Below are 17,723 nucleotides of genomic sequence, written 5' to 3'. Positions count from 1 at the left end.
CAGTTCCCGAACCAGCCACAATGCTTCTCTTCGGCCTTGGTATTTTAGGGATTGCAGGTGTCAGCAGAAAGAAACTCAAATAAGGTCACATGAAGGCAACCGCTGTATTACTGGATAATGATGGTAGGCGTTTAGGAAATGACAGACGGATATTCTCATATACCGAATTTTCCCCTGAAAGAAGATCCGGTACGGACAGAAGATCTGGTCTCGATAGACGCTGTAAACTAAGATAGTTATTATTCAAAAGAAAATGGGCAGGGTCAGAAATGGCTCGGCCTTTTTTATTTTTCGTTCAACTTTTTAAAGGTACCAATATAATAAAATTAATCTACCAAATAGAATGTCTTGCGCATTATTGCGCACGACTGCTCACTAATATTATGGGTATAATTTATTAATTTTATTGATATAAATGGCGGAAGTGCATGGGAATCGAACCCACCCGGGACGGTTCTAGCGCCCCACATCGGATTTGAAGTCCGAGGGCCCCACCAGTGAGCCGCGCACTTCCGCATCAAAATAGACAAAAAATACTACACCCGAAGACCCTTGTTTGTCAAGCTTTTTTGCAGTTTCTCATTTACAAAAAGACAGAAAATACCAGGATATTTTCCGCCAAATTTTCATGTTCATTTTGCGGGCGTCGGGTCAATGGCGGGTCTTTCGGCTAATTATGCTTGCGCAAGCCATATTTCGGGGTTTTTTCGTATGAATTTGAATTTTGACAGATACAAATGTGCTGTAAATACTGGCCGTGCTATCGGAGTAATTTACTTAGGCCCAGATGATTAAAATTCATAATATTCATCACCCTCTGATTAGGTAATACGCCGCATCCTTGTCGTTGCAGACAATGTCCATAGAGCCCTTATGGCTCCAAAAAAGTAATAAGTCTCAAACTCTTGTCATTGTTCACTATCCACATCGCAGTTGGGGTCGATAGAAAGCCGAATGAGAATGTACCTCCTCAGATTAATAGGGCCCGGCAAGAGTGACACACCCAATTATAGAAAAAGATCCTGATTAATTGAAACAAGATTTTTTTGAAATGGTTTATTTCCAGTCTGTTAAAAATAAAAAAGTCCCCGGACATCCCGGACTCCCCGGTCGCTCCTAATGTTTATATGGCATTCTGAGAAAGAAAATTTGAGAGCATCCCGGGCCTCTATGGTCATTCCGTGAGCTTAAGAATATTTAGGGAAAGAGGCAACGATGGGTGCAACTATTAGGCTTGATAATGGAAACCTCATTGTATTCGTCCAATTTGTTTCATGGGCTATTGTTACAGATAATGTCCATAGAGTCCGTCTGATGCCCAGAAAACAATAGGCCTCAAACCCTTACCATTGTTGGCTACGTCCAGGGAGTCCGGGATGTCCGGGCAAGTAAACCACAATGTTCATATGGAAGAATTTAATGCATGTTCCTTTGTTTACTAGGGCAACTTGGAACATATCATTAGGGGTCAGAGTATTCTTACTGTTTTTGAATTACAAAGGATTGCTTGCCCTATATGCACTTAAATTCCATATTATAAGGAGAGTATTATGTTAGAGAAAATTTTGGTTACCGATGAAATTTTACTTTCTGCCAAGATTATTGAGGATTCATATGGTTGGGAGGATATCGAAAATGAATGGGGGGATATAGAAAATGGCAGGGAGGATATCGAAAATTTATTTCAATTACGATCATCAGAAAATAATGATAATTGTGATCCAGAGAAGTTTGAAATCAGGGAAGCAAAGATTAAACGCCTGTTTGAAATCTTCATAGATGCAATAGAGGAAGTTAAGTATGATAATTATGATTTTGATGATTTTAATCTATATCTCGGCAAGTTCTATGAGTCGGAAGGAAACCTAAGTAAAGCTTTAAATCTTTATGATATCTGCATAAAAAATGATCAGCGTGGTCAAATATGTTTTTTGTGGGGTAAGGTCCGGGTGCTTCTACAGCTTGGTAAGACAGAAGATGCATTCACAATCATCCAAAATAAATTGTATTATCTTTTAGACAATTGGAACATGGACCATGACCGTAAGGTTAAATCGTTAATAAACCATTTAGCCTAAAAAGATAATGTATTGGTTTTTCTGCAAAAGGCTCTACTGATTGAGATTTTTCTCAACCATCCAGTCCGACCACATGATATGTCCGTACAACGCCCCGAAGGTACCATCGCTTTGCCGGTCCTTTGCCAAATGCACCCCATGAAGATAGACCTTGCCGTCTTTTGACTTTGCTGCTGCCTGGGCAGCCATAGATCTGGTGATCCGATATCTTACAACTGATTTGGTTGTATCGGTCCACTCCAGTACCCTTTCTTCTTTCCAGTCAACAGCACCCAGCGTGACACGAAGAACTTTGGAAGATTTTTTTATGACAATATCTTTAATCTTCGCTTTTAAGTCAGAAGCCTCTTTACCCTGATACCGGTCAGGTTCCATAAAGGTGCGTTCCGCCCCGACAGCCCTGTTTTTTTTATCGGTTTCCTTGATTAAGCTTAGTTTTTTTCTGAGGGTCGCTAGTTTAGAATCATCAGAATCAACCGTGCCTGCAAACCGTTGCAAGGCCTGGTCCAAGGATTTGATATCCCGTTCCATTGCAAGGTTCGGCTTTTTAGACTTGTCACTCTTCCATCCATTGTCTTTATTCAGGTAAGCTAAAATACGGTCAAATTCTCCTTCCAGATCTCCTGCCACCAAAGCACGGCTCTTTCTTAACTCCTCGGGCATCCTGGATAATTTATCCTGCATCTCCTTCTCAAGCCCAAGGAGTCTGGGCGTTTTACCTAATGGGAATTCTATTTTTTGATATTCAGTCCATACCCCTTTAGCTTCCTGAAAAAGTGCCTCCCGTTCCTTGATCTGGTCTTCGGAAACCGTGACTCCTACAACCAGGTATTTCTTATTGCCGGCACCCACGTCCGCATATTGACGAAGCTTCTCAACCCATGGATCGCAGGCCGTTGCCTGTTCAGCCTTCGACTCTCCTTGATTGTAATATTTGAGTTTATCCATAAGACCCGGCTCCATGAACTTGAGTTCCTGGGTCTTGCCGTATAGAAATTCCGTGTTTTTATATTCTGCCATGAGCTTGTTGGCCCTGTCATAGGCCTGGCGGCATCTTTTCTGTACGTCTTCGGAGGCATTGTTGAATGACGAACCTATAAGAAGATATGAACTGCTCTTAGGGTCCTGGAATTCTGAAAATTTGTCGATCCATTCCTTGGACTGGGTTTTTTTGTGTTCTTCCTGAGCCCCCTTGGCAGCTGAGGCTGCATCCGCAGATGATTTTGCCTGTTCCACCTGTTGGCTAACCGCTGCCAGGCGATCCTCGGCTGTTTTCATTTCCGGGTTTCCGGCTGGAATCTTTTTGCCGTATCGGCTCTTGACTTCATCCATTGCCTTTTGAGCAGTTTTCAGCTTTGTCTTTGCTGTCTGCAATCGATTTTTCCCCAACGCCTTTTCTACTTCATCCAGTGAAGAATTCACCCTTTTCAACCCTGATACGACTGAGCTGGGCAGGCCGGACGAGCCCGATTCTTTGGACACAACTTTTTTTTGGGGAGCGGCTGGCGCACTCCCGCCTATTGGCCTTTTCAATCGCTTTTCCAATTTTTGACCCAGCTGATCTAATTTTTTTCGAAGCGCGGCCAATTTGCCATCACCAGGAGAGGTCTGTTCAAGTTTTGTCAGTTCGTAATTGGTCTGAAGCCAGTCTTTTTCCGCCCGGTTCGGTGATGTAACGATGTCCCGTTTAATTTTTGAAATTTTTCGTTCGATCTGTTTTATAGTATCTTGGTCTGCCTGGGTTTGTACAATTGTGCCACCAAAAAAAAAGGCTGCTGCCAGTGTAAAAACCATGAAAAATTTAAGTTTGTTTGTTTGTCTCCAAGGCTTCATAATGGACTCCTCTACATTACATTAATGGTTGGATTGTAGGCAAAATAGTTTCGATGCGATGCAAAACAAATCTAACTTGACCTCCCAATTGATTGGTCATCTATTGAACTATAATATGAGCGCTGAGAAATATTTACAAAGAAATACCCAATTTATAGCATCAACTTCATCACTAATTAAAAAAAAATGGCCTATTTGTCAAGATCATCCTTAATATGAAAAAAAGCGAGACAGGATTGAATACAAAGAGATCGGCCTATGCGAAAGGTTGGCGGGGTATTGTTTAAAAAAAAGGGGCGGGGTCTGCGGGATAAGGCGGGGTAAACTCGCAACAGAAAAATACTGGCTACATAAATACCATATATACTCAGGAATAAATCAGGTTAAAATGTGATACCTTTGCTTAATAATGTCTTTTGATATATCGTAAATTTGATTGGTTATTTAAATTAGTAATGACGTTGAGGGAGTATAGATAACGAATGAATACTTTTCCAAATATATTTGAAAGCATACATAAATCAGATATTTTCAAAGACCTTACAAGCCAACAGTTTGCAGATTTGTTAAAAAAAGGCCGTAATATAACCTTACAACCCAAAAGTATCCTTTTTCATCAAGGTGATGTGGCTATAAATTTTATCCTTGTTAATCAAGGACGGTTAAAATTGACAAAACTTAACGAACAGGGAAAGGAGATAATTTTACGCTATATCGGGGCCGGTGAATTGACCGCCGCTGTCGCTGTCCTCAAAAATTGGAACTATCCAGCCACAGCTGAATCCGTAGAAGAGACTGATGTCACAGTCTGGGATAAACCAGCTATGATACAAATAATGCACCAATATCCAGATATCGCGATCAACCTGTTGAACATCATTTTAGAACGTATCGATGATTTGCAGAACCGCTACCTTGAGGTCTGTACTGAACATGTGGATCAACGTATCGCTCGCTCCTTACTTCGGATCATGCGGCAGGCAGGTTCGAAGACACGATCCGGGATTCAGATAGACATCCCCCTTAGCCGCCAGAACATTGCTGACTATTCAGGAACCACTTTATATACAGTAAGCCGCACACTTAGCGCCTGGGAAAAAAAGGACTGGATCAAATCTGGCCGTGAGCAGATCGTCATCACCAATCCCCATGCTCTGGTCCAATTTGCTGAAAATGGATGAACCATCCCTTGTTAGATTCTGACATATTGATTTTTTCATTTCTTTAATCTCATAATAAAAAAAATTCTTGTTTGCTCCAGCGCAAAGACACCGATAAAAAAAACGTCTATTCTTGCTTCCAATGACATCAACAACCCTGATTTGGTGAACTTGTCGGCTGAATGGTTCCCATCTGCAAAACTAGCAATGAAAAGGAAAATAATTTTGAATCCATATGTATTACAGAATCATACAATCAAAGAGCTTCTGGACCAGTATCCACAACTTCTTAAAGTGTTTATGGACCTTGGCTTATTGTGTCCCGGGTGCCCGGCGGAAGCCTTCCATACATTGGAAGATACTGCAAAGGAATATGGGTATGATCTGGATGCATTGATTCAGCATATTCATAAAATAATTCAAAATGATGATCAGAGAGATGTTCCAAAAAATCAAAATGGCAGAATTTAATAAAATCAGTGTATTGAATAACACCAACACAAAGGAGGTTAGACATGAAGGCACGAAAAATTAAAGAAAATATTTACTGGATGGGATCAGTGGATTGGGACAGTCGATTATTTGACTCACTCATCCCCCTTCCAGACGGGACCAGCTACAATGCCTATCTCATCAAAGGAAGCGAGAAGACCGTTCTGCTGGACACAGTTGATCCCCCCATGGCCAAAGAATTCATGGCCCAGCTTGCGGGCATCCCGAAAATCGATTATATCGTATCCCATCATGCTGAACAAGACCATTCAGGGACCATCCTGCAGGTTCTTGAAAAATACCCGGAGGCAAAGCTCATTTCCACCCCCAAAGCCAAGGGAATGCTGATCGATCTTTTAAAAATACCAGAGGAATGTTTTATAACCGTTGCAGATGGGGAGACCCTTTCCTTAGGTGATAAAACGTTGAAGTTTATTTACACACCCTGGGTGCACTGGCCTGAAACCATGGTCACCTATCTGGAAGAAGACAAGATCCTGTTCAGCTGTGATTTTTTCGGTTCCCATATTGCCACTGCTGATCTTTTCGTTATTGATGAAGGGCGTGTTTATGAAGCGGCCAAGCGCTATTTCGCTGAAATTATGATGCCGTTCAGAAGCATAATCAAAAAGAATCTGGATAAACTTGCATCTTATGAAATAGATATGATCGCGCCCGGCCATGGGCAACTATTTCCACGCCCGGAGTTTATCATTGATGCCTATCGAGAATGGACATTGGGAGCACCTGTAAATAAGGTTGTTTTGCCCCATATATCCATGCATGGAAGTACACAGCAGATGGTCGATCATTTCATCGCCGCCCTGGTGGCTAAGGGGGTCCAGGTTGAACCGTTTAACCTGGCTGTAACCGATATTGGAAAATTGGCCATGGCGTTGGTTGATGCGGCAACAATCGTTGTTGCCACACCCACAGTCCTGACAGGGCCCCATCCATATGCAGCCTATGCTGCGTTTTTGGCAAATGCCCTGCGGCCCAATACAAAATTTCTTTCCATTATCGGCTCCTTTGGATGGGGCGGCAAAATCGTGGAATCCCTTGCAGGAATGATTCCAAATCTCAAGGTAGAGGTCCTTGACCCTGTCCTGTGTAAAGGCGTGCCAACGGATACTGTATTTCAATCGTTGAATGATCTGGCGGCCCTGATTGCAGAAAAGCATAAAAAAGACGGTTATAAATAACAACAAGCGTAACATCCCCATTGGGTCTGTAAAGACTTTCATATAAATTAAAAAAAGGAGAAGTATCATGTTTTGTTTTCAATGTCAGGAAACAGCCAAGAACACTGGCTGCACAGTAAAAGGTGTTTGCGGTAAGCCCGAAGAAACCGCCAACCTTCAGGACTTGTTGATTTTCGTACTCAGGGGAATCTCAGTATACGGTGAGAAGCTCAAGGAACTGGGATCAGCCGATCGTTCAAATGATGATTTCATTGCTCAGGGCCTGTTTGCCACCATTACCAACGCCAATTGGGATGATGCCCGGTTTACCGACATGGTCACCCAAGGCCTCCAGCGGCGGGACCAGGTCCAGTCAAAATTTATGGCGGCCTACAAGGAGAAAAATGGTAAAGATTTTGATGAAGCACTGCCCGAATCCGCTACCTGGACTGGCGATTCATCCGATTTTGCCGAAAAAGCCAAGACGGTGGGTGTGCTGGCCACAAAAAACGAAGATGTACGATCCTTGCGTGAACTGCTGATCATCGGCCTGAAAGGGGTTGCTGCCTATGCCGACCACGCCGCTGTCCTGGGATGCCAGAAGGATGACATCAACGACTTTATCATGGAAGCCCTGGCCTCCACCACCAAAGACCTGAGTGTGGATGAGATGATTGCCATGGTCATGAAAGCAGGAGAAACCTCGGTCAACACCATGGCCCTTCTGGACCAGGCCAATACCACGGCCTACGGCAACCCGGAAATCACCGAAGTAAACATCGGCGTGGGCAAGAACCCGGGGATCCTGATCACCGGCCATGATTTAAAGGACATGGAAGAACTGCTCAAGCAGACCGACGGCACAGGCGTGGATGTCTACACCCACGGCGAGATGCTGCCAGCCAACTGCTACCCGGCCTTTAAAAAATACGATCATTTTATAGGCAACTACGGCGGCTCCTGGTGGCACCAGAACAAGGAATTTGAATCCTTTAACGGCCCGATTTTGCTCACCACCAATTGCCTGGTTCCCCTGAAAAAAAGCAATACCTACCTGGACCGGCTCTTTACCACCGGCGTGGTTGGTTATGAAAATTCCGTACACATCGCTGACCGTCCCGAAAACGGTGCTAAGGATTTTTCAGCCCTGATTGAAAAAGCCAAAACCTGTGCTCCGCCCGAAGGAATCGAGACCGGCACCATTATGGGCGGTTTTGCCCACAACCAGGTCCTGGCCCTGGCAGACAAGGTCGTGGATGCAGTGAAATCCGGTGCCATAAAACGTTTCATTGTCATGGCCGGCTGCGACGGCCGCCAGAAAGGCCGCAGTTACTATACGGAAGTGGCGGAAAATCTGCCGAAAGACACCATCATTCTAACGGCCGGATGTGCAAAATACCGTTACAATAAACTCGATCTCGGTGATATCGGCGGTATACCGAGGGTCCTTGATGCGGGTCAATGCAACGATTGCTATTCCCTTGCCGTTATCGCATTAAAGCTGAAAGAGGTCTTTGAGCTGGATAACATCAATGATCTCCCCATCTCCTATGATATCGCCTGGTATGAACAGAAAGCGGTCGCGGTCCTTCTTGCGCTGCTTTACCTGGGTGTCAAGAGAATCCGCCTCGGGCCGACCCTTCCGGCGTTTGTATCCCCAACCGTCCTCAATGTCCTGGTGGAAAATTTTGATATCAAACCAATCGGTTCGGTTGCGGAGGATATCGAGGCGATGATGGCCGGAAAATAGTACAATTATGTGAAAAATTTTACAGCGTGTATAGGTGGTATGTGGAAATTTTTCCATATACCACCTATAATAGATAAATATAATTGTATGGAGGCAAAACATACAAAATTCATTGTTTACAGGAAACTATTATGAGTATCAAAATCAAGGAACGCTTTATGGAAGCATGGGAACAATACTTTCCCGGCAGCGAACTACCCATCGTCTGTTTTTACGCCAACGAGCTGAAGGGAGGAGATTGATCACATATGGATACAACTTTAATCGATACCAAAGAGGATCTTCCCATATGGCAGGGGCTGAACACCCCTCTCTACGTCACTGATATAATACAGGAGACGCATGATGTTTATACCTTCCGCCTTCAGGGAAATCCCTTGTGCCGGTTTGTCTACTGGCCAGGACAGTTCTGCACCCTTGTGCTTGACATAAACGGCAGGAAAGTGCGCCGTTCCTATACAATTTCCTCAACGCCCTCACGGCCGTTTGTGCTGGAGATCACTGTCAAGCGTGTGCCTGGGGGGTTGGTTTCAAACTGGTTGCCGGATAACCTGAAAATCGGTGACAAAATGGAAATTGCCGGTCCGAAAGGAAAGTTTTGCTTTATGCCGGGTAAAATCCCGCCAAAAATTCTTTTTATCGCGGCGGGAAGTGGAGTCACACCCCTTATGTCGATGACCCAATGGTTGTGCGATGTGTCTGCAAATGTAGATATCCATTTTTTTAACTCGGCTCGCACGCCGGACGACATCATCTTTCGCAATGGAATTGAATTTCTTACTTCCCGATATAAAATGTTCGAACCGGTTATCATCACCAGCACCAGGGGGTCCGGTATGGCCTGGACCGGTTTAACCGGACGTATTAGCCGGGAAATGCTTGAGATGGTTGCGCCTGACATCCATGAGCGTCATATCTACATGTGCGGCCCCCCCGGCTTTATGGAAGCCGCCAAAAAAATTCTGGCCGAACCGATTTTGGGACAGCCGTTTAATCTATCCAACCTTCATACGGAAAGTTTTAGCGGCATACGGACCTCTACAGAAGAAAAATCCGCCCCGGTTGCAGGAACAGCCGAGACGAGCCCTGCCCCGACACTGCAGGAAGAAAAAGAATCAACCGCTTCATTAACAGTGGAATTTGCCCGCTCGGGCAAGGAAGTCTCCACTGATGGAAAAACGCCTTTGCTGGATATTGCCGAGGAGCAGGATATTGACATGGATTATGGCTGCCGATCGGGTAGTTGCGGACTTTGTAAAGCCCGTCTCCTTAAGGGGGATGTGGATATGGAAGATGAAGAGGGTCTTGAGCCGGAGGAAAAAGACGACGGCTATATCCTCACCTGTGTGGCAACGCCTCTTACAGACTGTACATTGGATGTTTAGGCATCTAATTATGACAGGATAAACTGGATTTTTGTTTTTTCGTTCCCACGCCCCAGCGTGGGAACCCTGAACCTGATAACCGGAGAACCTGCATGAAGAATTACAGAGACTGGTTTGAGCTTCGCTTCAGAAGATGGTCCTGTCTTACTTGATTATTACAACTTCAGGGATCAGTTTGGGCGGGATGAGATGATTGCGATTACAATCAAATCAGACGATATAAAGGATAGGAAGACGCTTTTTATCAAGAAAAGTAGAAAATGATGTAGAGCAATAGCGGATTTAGAATAATCATCCGACCCTTAGCCATTTCAGGACCTATGATTTTTAATAATACTTGATATAATGCTTGAGCATTCTGGACAGAAAAAATTTCTTTTTTTAAACTATAAATTCAGATGCCGAGGGCGATTATATTGTCTATCTACAGTCGCTAATGCCCTTTGTCGAACGGGTGTTGACTTCTATATCTATATAATAGTGCTATGATTGCAGTTAAAAATATAGCAGTTGATCATGATTATTAAAATAAGAATTTGGTTGTATTTATGATGGACTTCCCGGAGATTATGGTCATGCTCAACTAATATAAATCACAGGGCATCATGATTTATGCTGGCCTTTATGGACACCATGGCCTTGTAAAAATCAGGCTATTATTTCTATGCCATTTTCATTCAAGAAGTTGATTGATTTGCTACAGACCGGAGCGTTGGTTTATAGGACAACTGTTGATGCAAAAATTATTATCAAACTGAAAACAAAATGACCAGAAAAATTGAACTTCTGAAATAACTTCTGGCTGTTTTTTGCAATAAACTTTGAACCACAACAAATTTTCATGAAGATAAAAAAATGAGAGTGAAACAGACTGTCGGGTCAATGGCGGGTCTTTGGGGGGCGCCAGTGTAGCCCCAGCGCAAGCCTGGCAAGGGTCTTGAATGGAGTCTTAACTTGCTCTTTCAGGAAATAGCTGAAAACCCGCATAACCATGCGGTGTAAGAAGATTTCGGAAGAAAATAGTTAAAATTGAAAAAATAACAAAAATTGGCTGAAACGCTTGATATTGTTGAGTTTTGAGCGATTCTCTTGAAGGGGCTTTATCTCGATTTGAAGTCCGAGGGCCCCACCAGTGAGCCGTGCACTTCCGCATCAAAATAGAGAAAAAATAATACACCCGAAGACCCTTTCTTGTCAAGCTTTTTTGCAGTTTTCTATTTGCAAAAAGACAGAAAAAAACAGAATATTTTTGAACTTATTTTCTCCATTTTTTTGAAGCCCCGGGTCTCCTCCGGGTCGGCGGTTAGATTTGGGTTAAAGAAAGCCAATTTTTCATTGACAAAAAACATTAGAAACGGCCTACTATAGTGTTTATTCAAGGATAACGATACATAATGCCAGGGCTATTTATTTGGTCTGTTTTTTTTGCAAAACTAAGACTACTTCATTTTAGATTGGCAGATATTTTTTGCATCAAACTCCTAAGAAGTTTTAACAATGTCACGTATATGCTTTGTTTTAGGTTGTTTCCACTGATATCACAGATTAATTTCTTTACTTGGAGAGTGGGTATGATACTCGGACCTTTCATTTTTTTTGAACTACTGTTTTGAATTAAGACATTTATCCTTGAAATAACTTGCGCAAACCGGTAAATTTTATTTCTTGAGTTAAATTTTATTATGTATGAGGGAAGAAATATTGACTAAGCATGAACTGACTCAGAAACTTCAAAAGAAATGTCACTTAACCAGACAGGAATCTTCCGAGGTTGTTGAAATCTTTTTTAATGAAATGAACAAAGCATTTGTCGATGGTGAACGAATTGAAATCCGAGGGTTGTGCTCCTTCTATATTAAAAATTACAAACCTTACACCGGAAGAAATCCTAAAACCGGTGAAAGAGTTCAAATCTCCGCCAAAAAATTACCTTTTTTTAAATGTGGCAAAGATCTTAAGGAAAGAGTTGATTATCCTGCAAATTAATTGAAATCAAATTCGTGTAGAGTATATGAAAAAAGTTTTGAAGGAGATATTTCAAAAATTGCTAATATCGGTGGGGAGTGCCAAATTCAAATAGTTATATTACTAAATTGAATTTCATCGGATTTGATCCAGATGCTGTATATTGTGTTCCAGCAATTTTAACAAATTTCATTTCTATTTGAAATATTGGCTTCTTGGGGGTATCAAGTGTCCTGTCAAGGAATCATAGATGACCTTGCAACATCAACCAAACAGTCTTTTATAGATTTCAAACTGTCCATCACAACATTTTCAAAGTGGGGTGGGTTTCAGTGTATGACTGAGATGTTTGATCAGGGTCGGATCAAGATGAATTGTAGAAATCACAACTATAGTCCGGATGGATTGCAAAACAAGATGCAGTACTTCAATAATTCTAATCGAAGCAATCAGCCCTTCCAAACTCAAAAGCATATTTGATCAAAGATTCTAACTCAAACTTTTTGACAAAGTGAGCAAGGTCTGACCCATCCACATCGCCGTCATCGTCAGAGTCAAATGCACAGTTATTGACAACTGATTTCCAGGAAGTCATCATTCTGAAAGGGATTGAATTTTCACCACGGAAAGAAATCCAGCCGATATTCTCTCCCCAGGCTGTGCCGCTAAATTCACCCGTAGCTGTTTCTATCGCAACACCACCGCCTGTAGGAGCAAAGTTGATCCATCCAACATTTTCACCCCAGGCATAGCCAGAGAGGTTGCCTTCTCCGTCGTTATCGATGCCGTAAGTAATTCCATCAAGGCAGCTATTGGTGTTTTCACAGGAAAGGCTCACCCATCCAATGTTTTCTGCCCAGATGTAACCTGTCAGTTTAGTATCTTCTACCTCTGTTCCTGGTCCACCATTACCTAAGGGTTCGGCGTTGAACCAGCCCACGTTTTCTCCATAGGCGTACTGGGAATCGAGGGCAGAAGGGTCTATATTTTCTGCCGTTGCGTATAAATGAAACATAGAAATAAAGCCAACGATAGTCGCATAAAAAAACGTTTTGAATAGTATACGCTTCATACTTTTCTCCCGTTGTGGATTGCAAATACTACGATTTGCTTATCGGATACCATCTAAAACTAAGGTTTCAAGTTATCATATCCGTTTCCGCCTCGAACACACCAACTGCCAATGTTATCATAATATTTAGGGAGAATTGCAAAAGGACTGCCAGAGCTATTGAAACCCAGAGCAAGAGCTTGACCAACATCTTCGCTATCTATCGTGCTTGACGACCAGAAACCAAGTGAGATATTTATGAAGGGATGACCTTCAGGAAGATGGTCGTCTGTGGTGTCATCAAACAAAGAAAATAACTCCTGAATGTTAGGAAGGCGCCACCCGAAACGTCCACCAACTTTTTTAACTATACATGTAACGCAGGCGGAATTCCACTCCAACCCATCTGAAGAGGGTGAACGTTCCCACACAAGCCCCGTCTCTTTGTCTAATACTGCCTGTGGGATTGAAATCGGAGATCCTTCATACCATATACATTCAAATCGGCTGGATCCACAACCCGCCCTACCAAGCGTTGTACTGCCATTCGTAGAATCCAACTTCTGACTCCATGTGGGCGGGATTTCATTCAATGTTTTCATTGTCGGTCCGGGAGAATCTGTCGGTTCCAAACTACCGGCTTCAATAAGACTTGGTAAAAACGTCGCCATGGTTATAAACACAGCCACAGTCACCAATACCAACATAGGTTTTCTTCGTTGTCTCATTTGTTCCTACCTCCTTTGTGCACTATCTATATGTTTAAATTTTCAAAAACTATTTGGTCTTTTTCCCTGATTGAGAATGAGCAGCGGATATAAACAGTATTAGGACAGCAAGAATATAAATTATGTACAAATTTCTTTTAAAAGAGTCAAGAACTTGTTGGAATTATTCAGAATAAAAGTTCACTACTTGTATTCATAAAGCTATCTTTTTCCAGATATGGCCTAAATCTATATGCTGTGGTGAGACAATTAAAACTTTCTGGTTTTCCATTCATTTTATTTGGAGAGTAATCGGAATTTGTCCAAATTTTCAGAAAGTGATCGTCAAAATCTGCTAAAATGTTTTTGATATATTATATTCGTTAATCGCAGCTACAGAAAACCATTCAACTTGATAATGTATTGAACTAAACCGCTGCGCGGTGGCTCCCATCCCTCCCAACTTTATCAGCTATTTTCAACACATTAATCCAGTCAAATTTTTCTTTTAAATCTCGCATGACACCATAAGTTCCGATATCTCCTCTATGTTTTATTAATCCATAAAAGAGGAGAACCAGCATGACACCGTTAAGACAAAAAATGATCAATGACATGAAACTTCGTAGATTCGCCATTGGCACCCAAAAACTCTATGTTTATGCAGTTGAAGACCTTGCAAAATATTATCACCGCTCTCCTAACCTCATCAGTGAGGAAGAGGCCCATGGTTATTTGCTTTATCTTCAGGAAGAAAGAAAGCTTGAGTGGGGAAGCTGTAATTGCATGGCAGCAGGATTGAATTTTTTTTATAAAACCACTTTGAAAGAGAAAAATATCAATTTCAAAATCCCAAAAAGAAAGCATACAAGAAAGCTTCCTACAATATTTAGTCGATCAGAGTTGATAAAACTATTTGATGCAACAGATAGCTTAAGAAATCGAATGATACTTACCACCGCGTATTCTGCCGGGTTGCGTGTCAGTGAGGTGGTATCACTAAAGCCTGAACATATTGAATCCAGCCGCAAACTGATCAGGGTTGAACAAGGGAAAGGTAACAAAGACCGATATACTTTGTTATCCGACAAGCTGCTAAAGGATTTAAAGGTATATTGGAAACGATATCATCCCAAGGAATATCTATTTTATCCTACAGGCAATCCCCACAAGCCCTTAACCAAAAATATGGCTTGGAAAATATTTAATAAAGCAAAGCAAAAGGCCGGTCTTAAACGAGGCAAAGGGATACATTCACTCCGACATGCCTTTGCAACCCACCTTCTTGAGGACGGAGTTGATTTATATTCAATAAAAACATTTCTGGGGCATAGCTCAATTTCAACGACCATGATTTATTTGCGCCTTACCCAAAATGGTATCAAAAAGATCAAAAGCCCTTTTGATAGATATAATTCAGCGACTGTGGAGGTTCCAGATGGAAAAGACAATTGATTCAACCAGTGGTGGAAAAAGTCCGGAGATGGCTGATATTTTTTGTAAATATGGCAAAGCATATATTGAATCACATTCCATGCCCCTGGAACATTACAAAATCATGAATGCTATTGTAGTTTGCCGAACGGCAGCATTAGGTGGCCATGTTGAAGTCTGTGATTCTTGCGGGAAAGAACGAAATTCTTACAATTCCTGCCGTAACCGTCATTGTCCTAAATGCCAGGCACTTACTAAAGCAAGATGGATTGAAGCAAGGCAGGCAGAGCTTCTTCCTGTTTCTTATTTTCATAATGTATTTACCCTACCGCATGAGCTCAATTTGATTATTCTTTGCAATAAAAAAATCATGCTGGACATCTTCTTTAGGGCAGTATCAGCAACTTTGAAAGAATTTGCCCAGAATCCAACCAGGTACAAAGAGGGTGGTAAAATTGGATTTACTGCAATTCTTCACACTTGGGATCAAAAACTGCGGGACCATTTTCATCTTCACTGTGTGATACCGGCAGGATATCTATCTAATGACGGTGAGCGATGGATACATTCTAAAAAGAAATTTTTATTTCCAGTTAAAGCTCTATCAAAGGTTTTCCGGGGTAAATTCATGGAGCTAATGGAAAAGGCATTCCAACTTAATGACCTGATTTTTCCCGGCAAGATCGCTGATATCGGAACTAATGCAGGGTTCAGGAAATTGAAAAAGCAATTATTCTCAAAAGGATGGGTTGTCTATTCAAAACAGCCATTTGGTGGTCCTAAACAGGTGCTGGAGTATTTGGGGCGATACACACACAGGGTCGCTATCTCAAACAACCGGATCTTAGGTATGGAAAACGGCACAGTTAAATTCTCTTATAAAGATCGTAAAAATAATGATACAAAAAAAACCATGGCTCTTGATGCCAATGAATTTATCCGGCGTTTTCTTCTCCATGCTCTACCTAAAAAGTTTATGCGGATTCGTCATTGTGGATTTCTGGCAAACCGTTGCAAAAAAGGAAACTTGTTAAAATGTCGAAAGATTCTGGGGCAGGACAATATACCTGATAATTTATCAAATAAATCCGTGAAGGAACTCATGTTGGATTTGACTGGTCTGGATATTTCTACATGTCCTTTCTGCAAAAAAGGAAAGCTGAATAAAATACTTAAAATCCCGGAACAAACTGGCCCTGGTTTTTTTGAACGTTTGAATTTAACTTTCCTTAAAGACACATCATAATTCGGTTGTATTTGGGAGCGGGTATTTTTCTTTATGCGTTATCAACGCAAATGGATAACTGTGCCTGTAGTAGACAATGGCGTTCAAAAAAGAAAGACAATAATTAAAAGAACAGGCATCAATATTAAAATATGGCGATTAAATGTGATTTATCATGAAGAATATTTTTATTTTCAAAAAAATTATTCAGCAATCACAAATCCAACCAATACAATCCCCATAGAGAAGCATCTCGCCTTTGAGACAAATCTTCTTTAGGTTTAGTTCAATAAATTTAATCCTTCATCTCTTTAAGATTTGGTAATTTGTACTTTTGTTTCATATACGAAAAATGGTTCTTAGAATCACGGCTTTGGCAATAGATGAAAGATAAAATTCTATACATAAAATTTACAAAACGAAATTCAATACAAGTTTTATCAATAATTAGGAATAATTGTAGCCGAGCAATTACCATCAATAGTTGCTGAAAGGCTTTTTACAATTGCTATAGCTTCACTTTTGCTCAATGTTAATTTGAGAACATTTTTTGCCTCAGTTTTGATTTCTATGCTTATTTTTGAATCTGCAATTGGTTCTGATTTCATAATTAAATCTGTTTCAGAGCCAGTATAATTCCGTCTGTCTCTGTATGTAAGAATGTATTCCATAAGGGGAATTGTCCTCCTAAACTTTTTCAAATATATTAAAAATAGGGCGACCGCCCACTCCCAATTCTAAGTTCCCGGCTTTCTTCAGGATGTAGAGATTCTCGGTATGCCGCTGTTCTCAACATCTCAAGTTCACTCCAAGCGATTTTCCTATCCTCATCTTCATCTTGGTTCATTACATAATTCACATATTTTGTAACTATTCTGGAATTATCCATTAATATTTTAAGTTCAAATTTTCCTTGATCATCAATTGATTCAAAACAATGCCTAAACCGCATTTGATCAAACCAACAATAGAGAATAGGGATCGCAAAGATCAATAATGTGATCCCAAAAGCAATAGGTGGGCCGTCTAATATAACGGGAATGCTTCGTAGCCCAATAAATTGCAACAGTATGCAAAGTCCTGCCAAAACCGACATCCCTCCCCCAACAAAGAGGTATAGCTTCATTTTGAGATCAATATCCTCAAGATTGCGATTGATACTAAGTTGATTTGGTGCAACCTCAATATCGAATGGATTCGAAATTACAAAAGAATCATATACTTGCATAATTATCCTTATGCCATCTGGTAAGTTTCTTTTTCAAAAAATACAGATATGAAAGTCAACTTAATTTGGAGATAATCATTCATGGTCCTGAAATGCAAGAGTAAACTTTATACATCACTTGACGTAACAAAACTTAATATTTCTTATTATATCAATAGCTTACATGATCTTTGCCAAACATGATGCTTTGATGTTAAACATATTGCCTACTTAAAATTTATTATAACCTCATAT

At 41.2% G+C, this 17,723-nt stretch carries 15 protein-coding genes and 1 tRNA gene; 10 read left to right on the top strand and 6 right to left on the bottom strand.

Annotation, left to right across the window (positions count from 1 at the left end; translation table 11 throughout):
• On the top strand, positions 1-83 hold an 83-nt coding region (locus K8S13_RS25510), incomplete at its 5' end, for a PEP-CTERM sorting domain-containing protein (protein ID WP_367172501.1).
• Between the two features lie 333 nt (positions 84-416).
• Here K8S13_RS25510 and K8S13_RS00665 read toward each other — a convergent pair.
• A tRNA-Sec gene (locus K8S13_RS00665) sits at positions 417-514 on the bottom strand.
• Positions 515-1,550: 1,036 nt separating this feature from the next.
• Here K8S13_RS00665 and K8S13_RS00660 point away from each other — a divergent pair.
• Positions 1,551-2,078: a hypothetical protein gene (locus tag K8S13_RS00660; RefSeq protein WP_291459673.1), complete on the top strand. Its 528-nt coding sequence runs from the start codon at positions 1,551-1,553 to the stop codon at positions 2,076-2,078.
• Between the two features lie 33 nt (positions 2,079-2,111).
• Here the strand turns inward: K8S13_RS00660 and K8S13_RS00655 are convergent, their stop codons facing one another.
• The gene (locus K8S13_RS00655; RefSeq protein ID WP_291459672.1) at positions 2,112-3,911 is read right to left on the bottom strand and encodes a hypothetical protein; all 1,800 of its coding nucleotides are present in this window, start codon (positions 3,909-3,911) and stop codon (positions 2,112-2,114) included.
• Between the two features lie 482 nt (positions 3,912-4,393).
• Between K8S13_RS00655 and K8S13_RS00650 the strand changes: the two genes are divergently transcribed.
• The 6 genes from K8S13_RS00650 (at position 4,394) to K8S13_RS00625 (ending at position 11,865) form a co-directional block, all read left to right on the top strand.
• Positions 4,394-5,092, top strand: coding sequence for a Crp/Fnr family transcriptional regulator (locus K8S13_RS00650; protein WP_291459671.1), 699 nt, complete (start codon positions 4,394-4,396; stop codon positions 5,090-5,092).
• A 204-nt stretch (positions 5,093-5,296) separates the two neighbouring features.
• Positions 5,297-5,542, top strand: a complete 246-nt coding sequence (locus K8S13_RS00645) for a DUF1858 domain-containing protein (protein ID WP_291459670.1) — start codon at positions 5,297-5,299, stop codon at positions 5,540-5,542.
• 44 nt (positions 5,543-5,586) lie between these two features.
• Positions 5,587-6,765, top strand: coding sequence for an FprA family A-type flavoprotein (locus K8S13_RS00640; protein ID WP_291459669.1), 1,179 nt, complete (start codon positions 5,587-5,589; stop codon positions 6,763-6,765).
• Between the two features lie 67 nt (positions 6,766-6,832).
• On the top strand, positions 6,833-8,494 hold the full coding sequence (gene hcp, locus K8S13_RS00635; RefSeq protein WP_291459668.1) for a hydroxylamine reductase: 1,662 nt from the start codon (positions 6,833-6,835) through the stop codon (positions 8,492-8,494).
• A gap of 248 nt (positions 8,495-8,742) precedes the next feature.
• Positions 8,743-9,879: a hybrid-cluster NAD(P)-dependent oxidoreductase gene (locus tag K8S13_RS00630; RefSeq protein ID WP_291459667.1), complete on the top strand. Its 1,137-nt coding sequence runs from the start codon at positions 8,743-8,745 to the stop codon at positions 9,877-9,879.
• 1,701 nt (positions 9,880-11,580) lie between these two features.
• Entirely contained in the window at positions 11,581-11,865 is a 285-nt protein-coding gene (locus K8S13_RS00625; RefSeq protein WP_291459666.1) for an HU family DNA-binding protein, read from the top strand.
• 415 nt (positions 11,866-12,280) lie between these two features.
• Here the strand turns inward: K8S13_RS00625 and K8S13_RS00620 are convergent, their stop codons facing one another.
• Both K8S13_RS00620 and K8S13_RS00615 read right to left on the bottom strand, forming a co-directional pair.
• Positions 12,281-12,916, bottom strand: a complete 636-nt coding sequence (locus tag K8S13_RS00620; RefSeq protein ID WP_291459665.1) for a hypothetical protein — start codon at positions 12,914-12,916, stop codon at positions 12,281-12,283.
• Between the two features lie 59 nt (positions 12,917-12,975).
• Positions 12,976-13,590, bottom strand: a complete 615-nt coding sequence (locus tag K8S13_RS00615; RefSeq protein WP_291459664.1) for a DUF1566 domain-containing protein — start codon at positions 13,588-13,590, stop codon at positions 12,976-12,978.
• Between the two features lie 594 nt (positions 13,591-14,184).
• On the opposite strand from K8S13_RS00615, the gene K8S13_RS00610 reads away from it, so the two are divergent.
• Together K8S13_RS00610 and K8S13_RS00605 are read left to right on the top strand one after the other, a co-directional pair.
• Positions 14,185-15,057: a site-specific integrase gene (locus K8S13_RS00610; RefSeq protein WP_291459663.1), complete on the top strand. Its 873-nt coding sequence runs from the start codon at positions 14,185-14,187 to the stop codon at positions 15,055-15,057.
• Positions 15,041-16,282, top strand: a complete 1,242-nt coding sequence (locus tag K8S13_RS00605; RefSeq protein WP_291459662.1) for an IS91 family transposase — start codon at positions 15,041-15,043, stop codon at positions 16,280-16,282. The genes K8S13_RS00610 and K8S13_RS00605 overlap by 17 nt, the downstream gene beginning before the upstream one ends.
• Positions 16,283-16,701: 419 nt before the next feature.
• Here the strand turns inward: K8S13_RS00605 and K8S13_RS00600 are convergent, their stop codons facing one another.
• A complete protein-coding gene (locus K8S13_RS00600; protein ID WP_291459661.1) occupies positions 16,702-16,932 on the bottom strand; it encodes a hypothetical protein in 231 nt (76 codons plus the stop codon).
• Positions 16,933-16,967: 35 nt separating this feature from the next.
• Entirely contained in the window at positions 16,968-17,489 is a 522-nt protein-coding gene (locus tag K8S13_RS00595; protein WP_291459660.1) for a hypothetical protein, read from the bottom strand.
• Positions 17,490-17,723: the final 234 nt, after the last annotated feature.

Source organism: Desulfobacula sp. (genome assembly GCF_021107415.1).
This window is presented reverse-complemented; position numbering and strand designations above follow the sequence as displayed.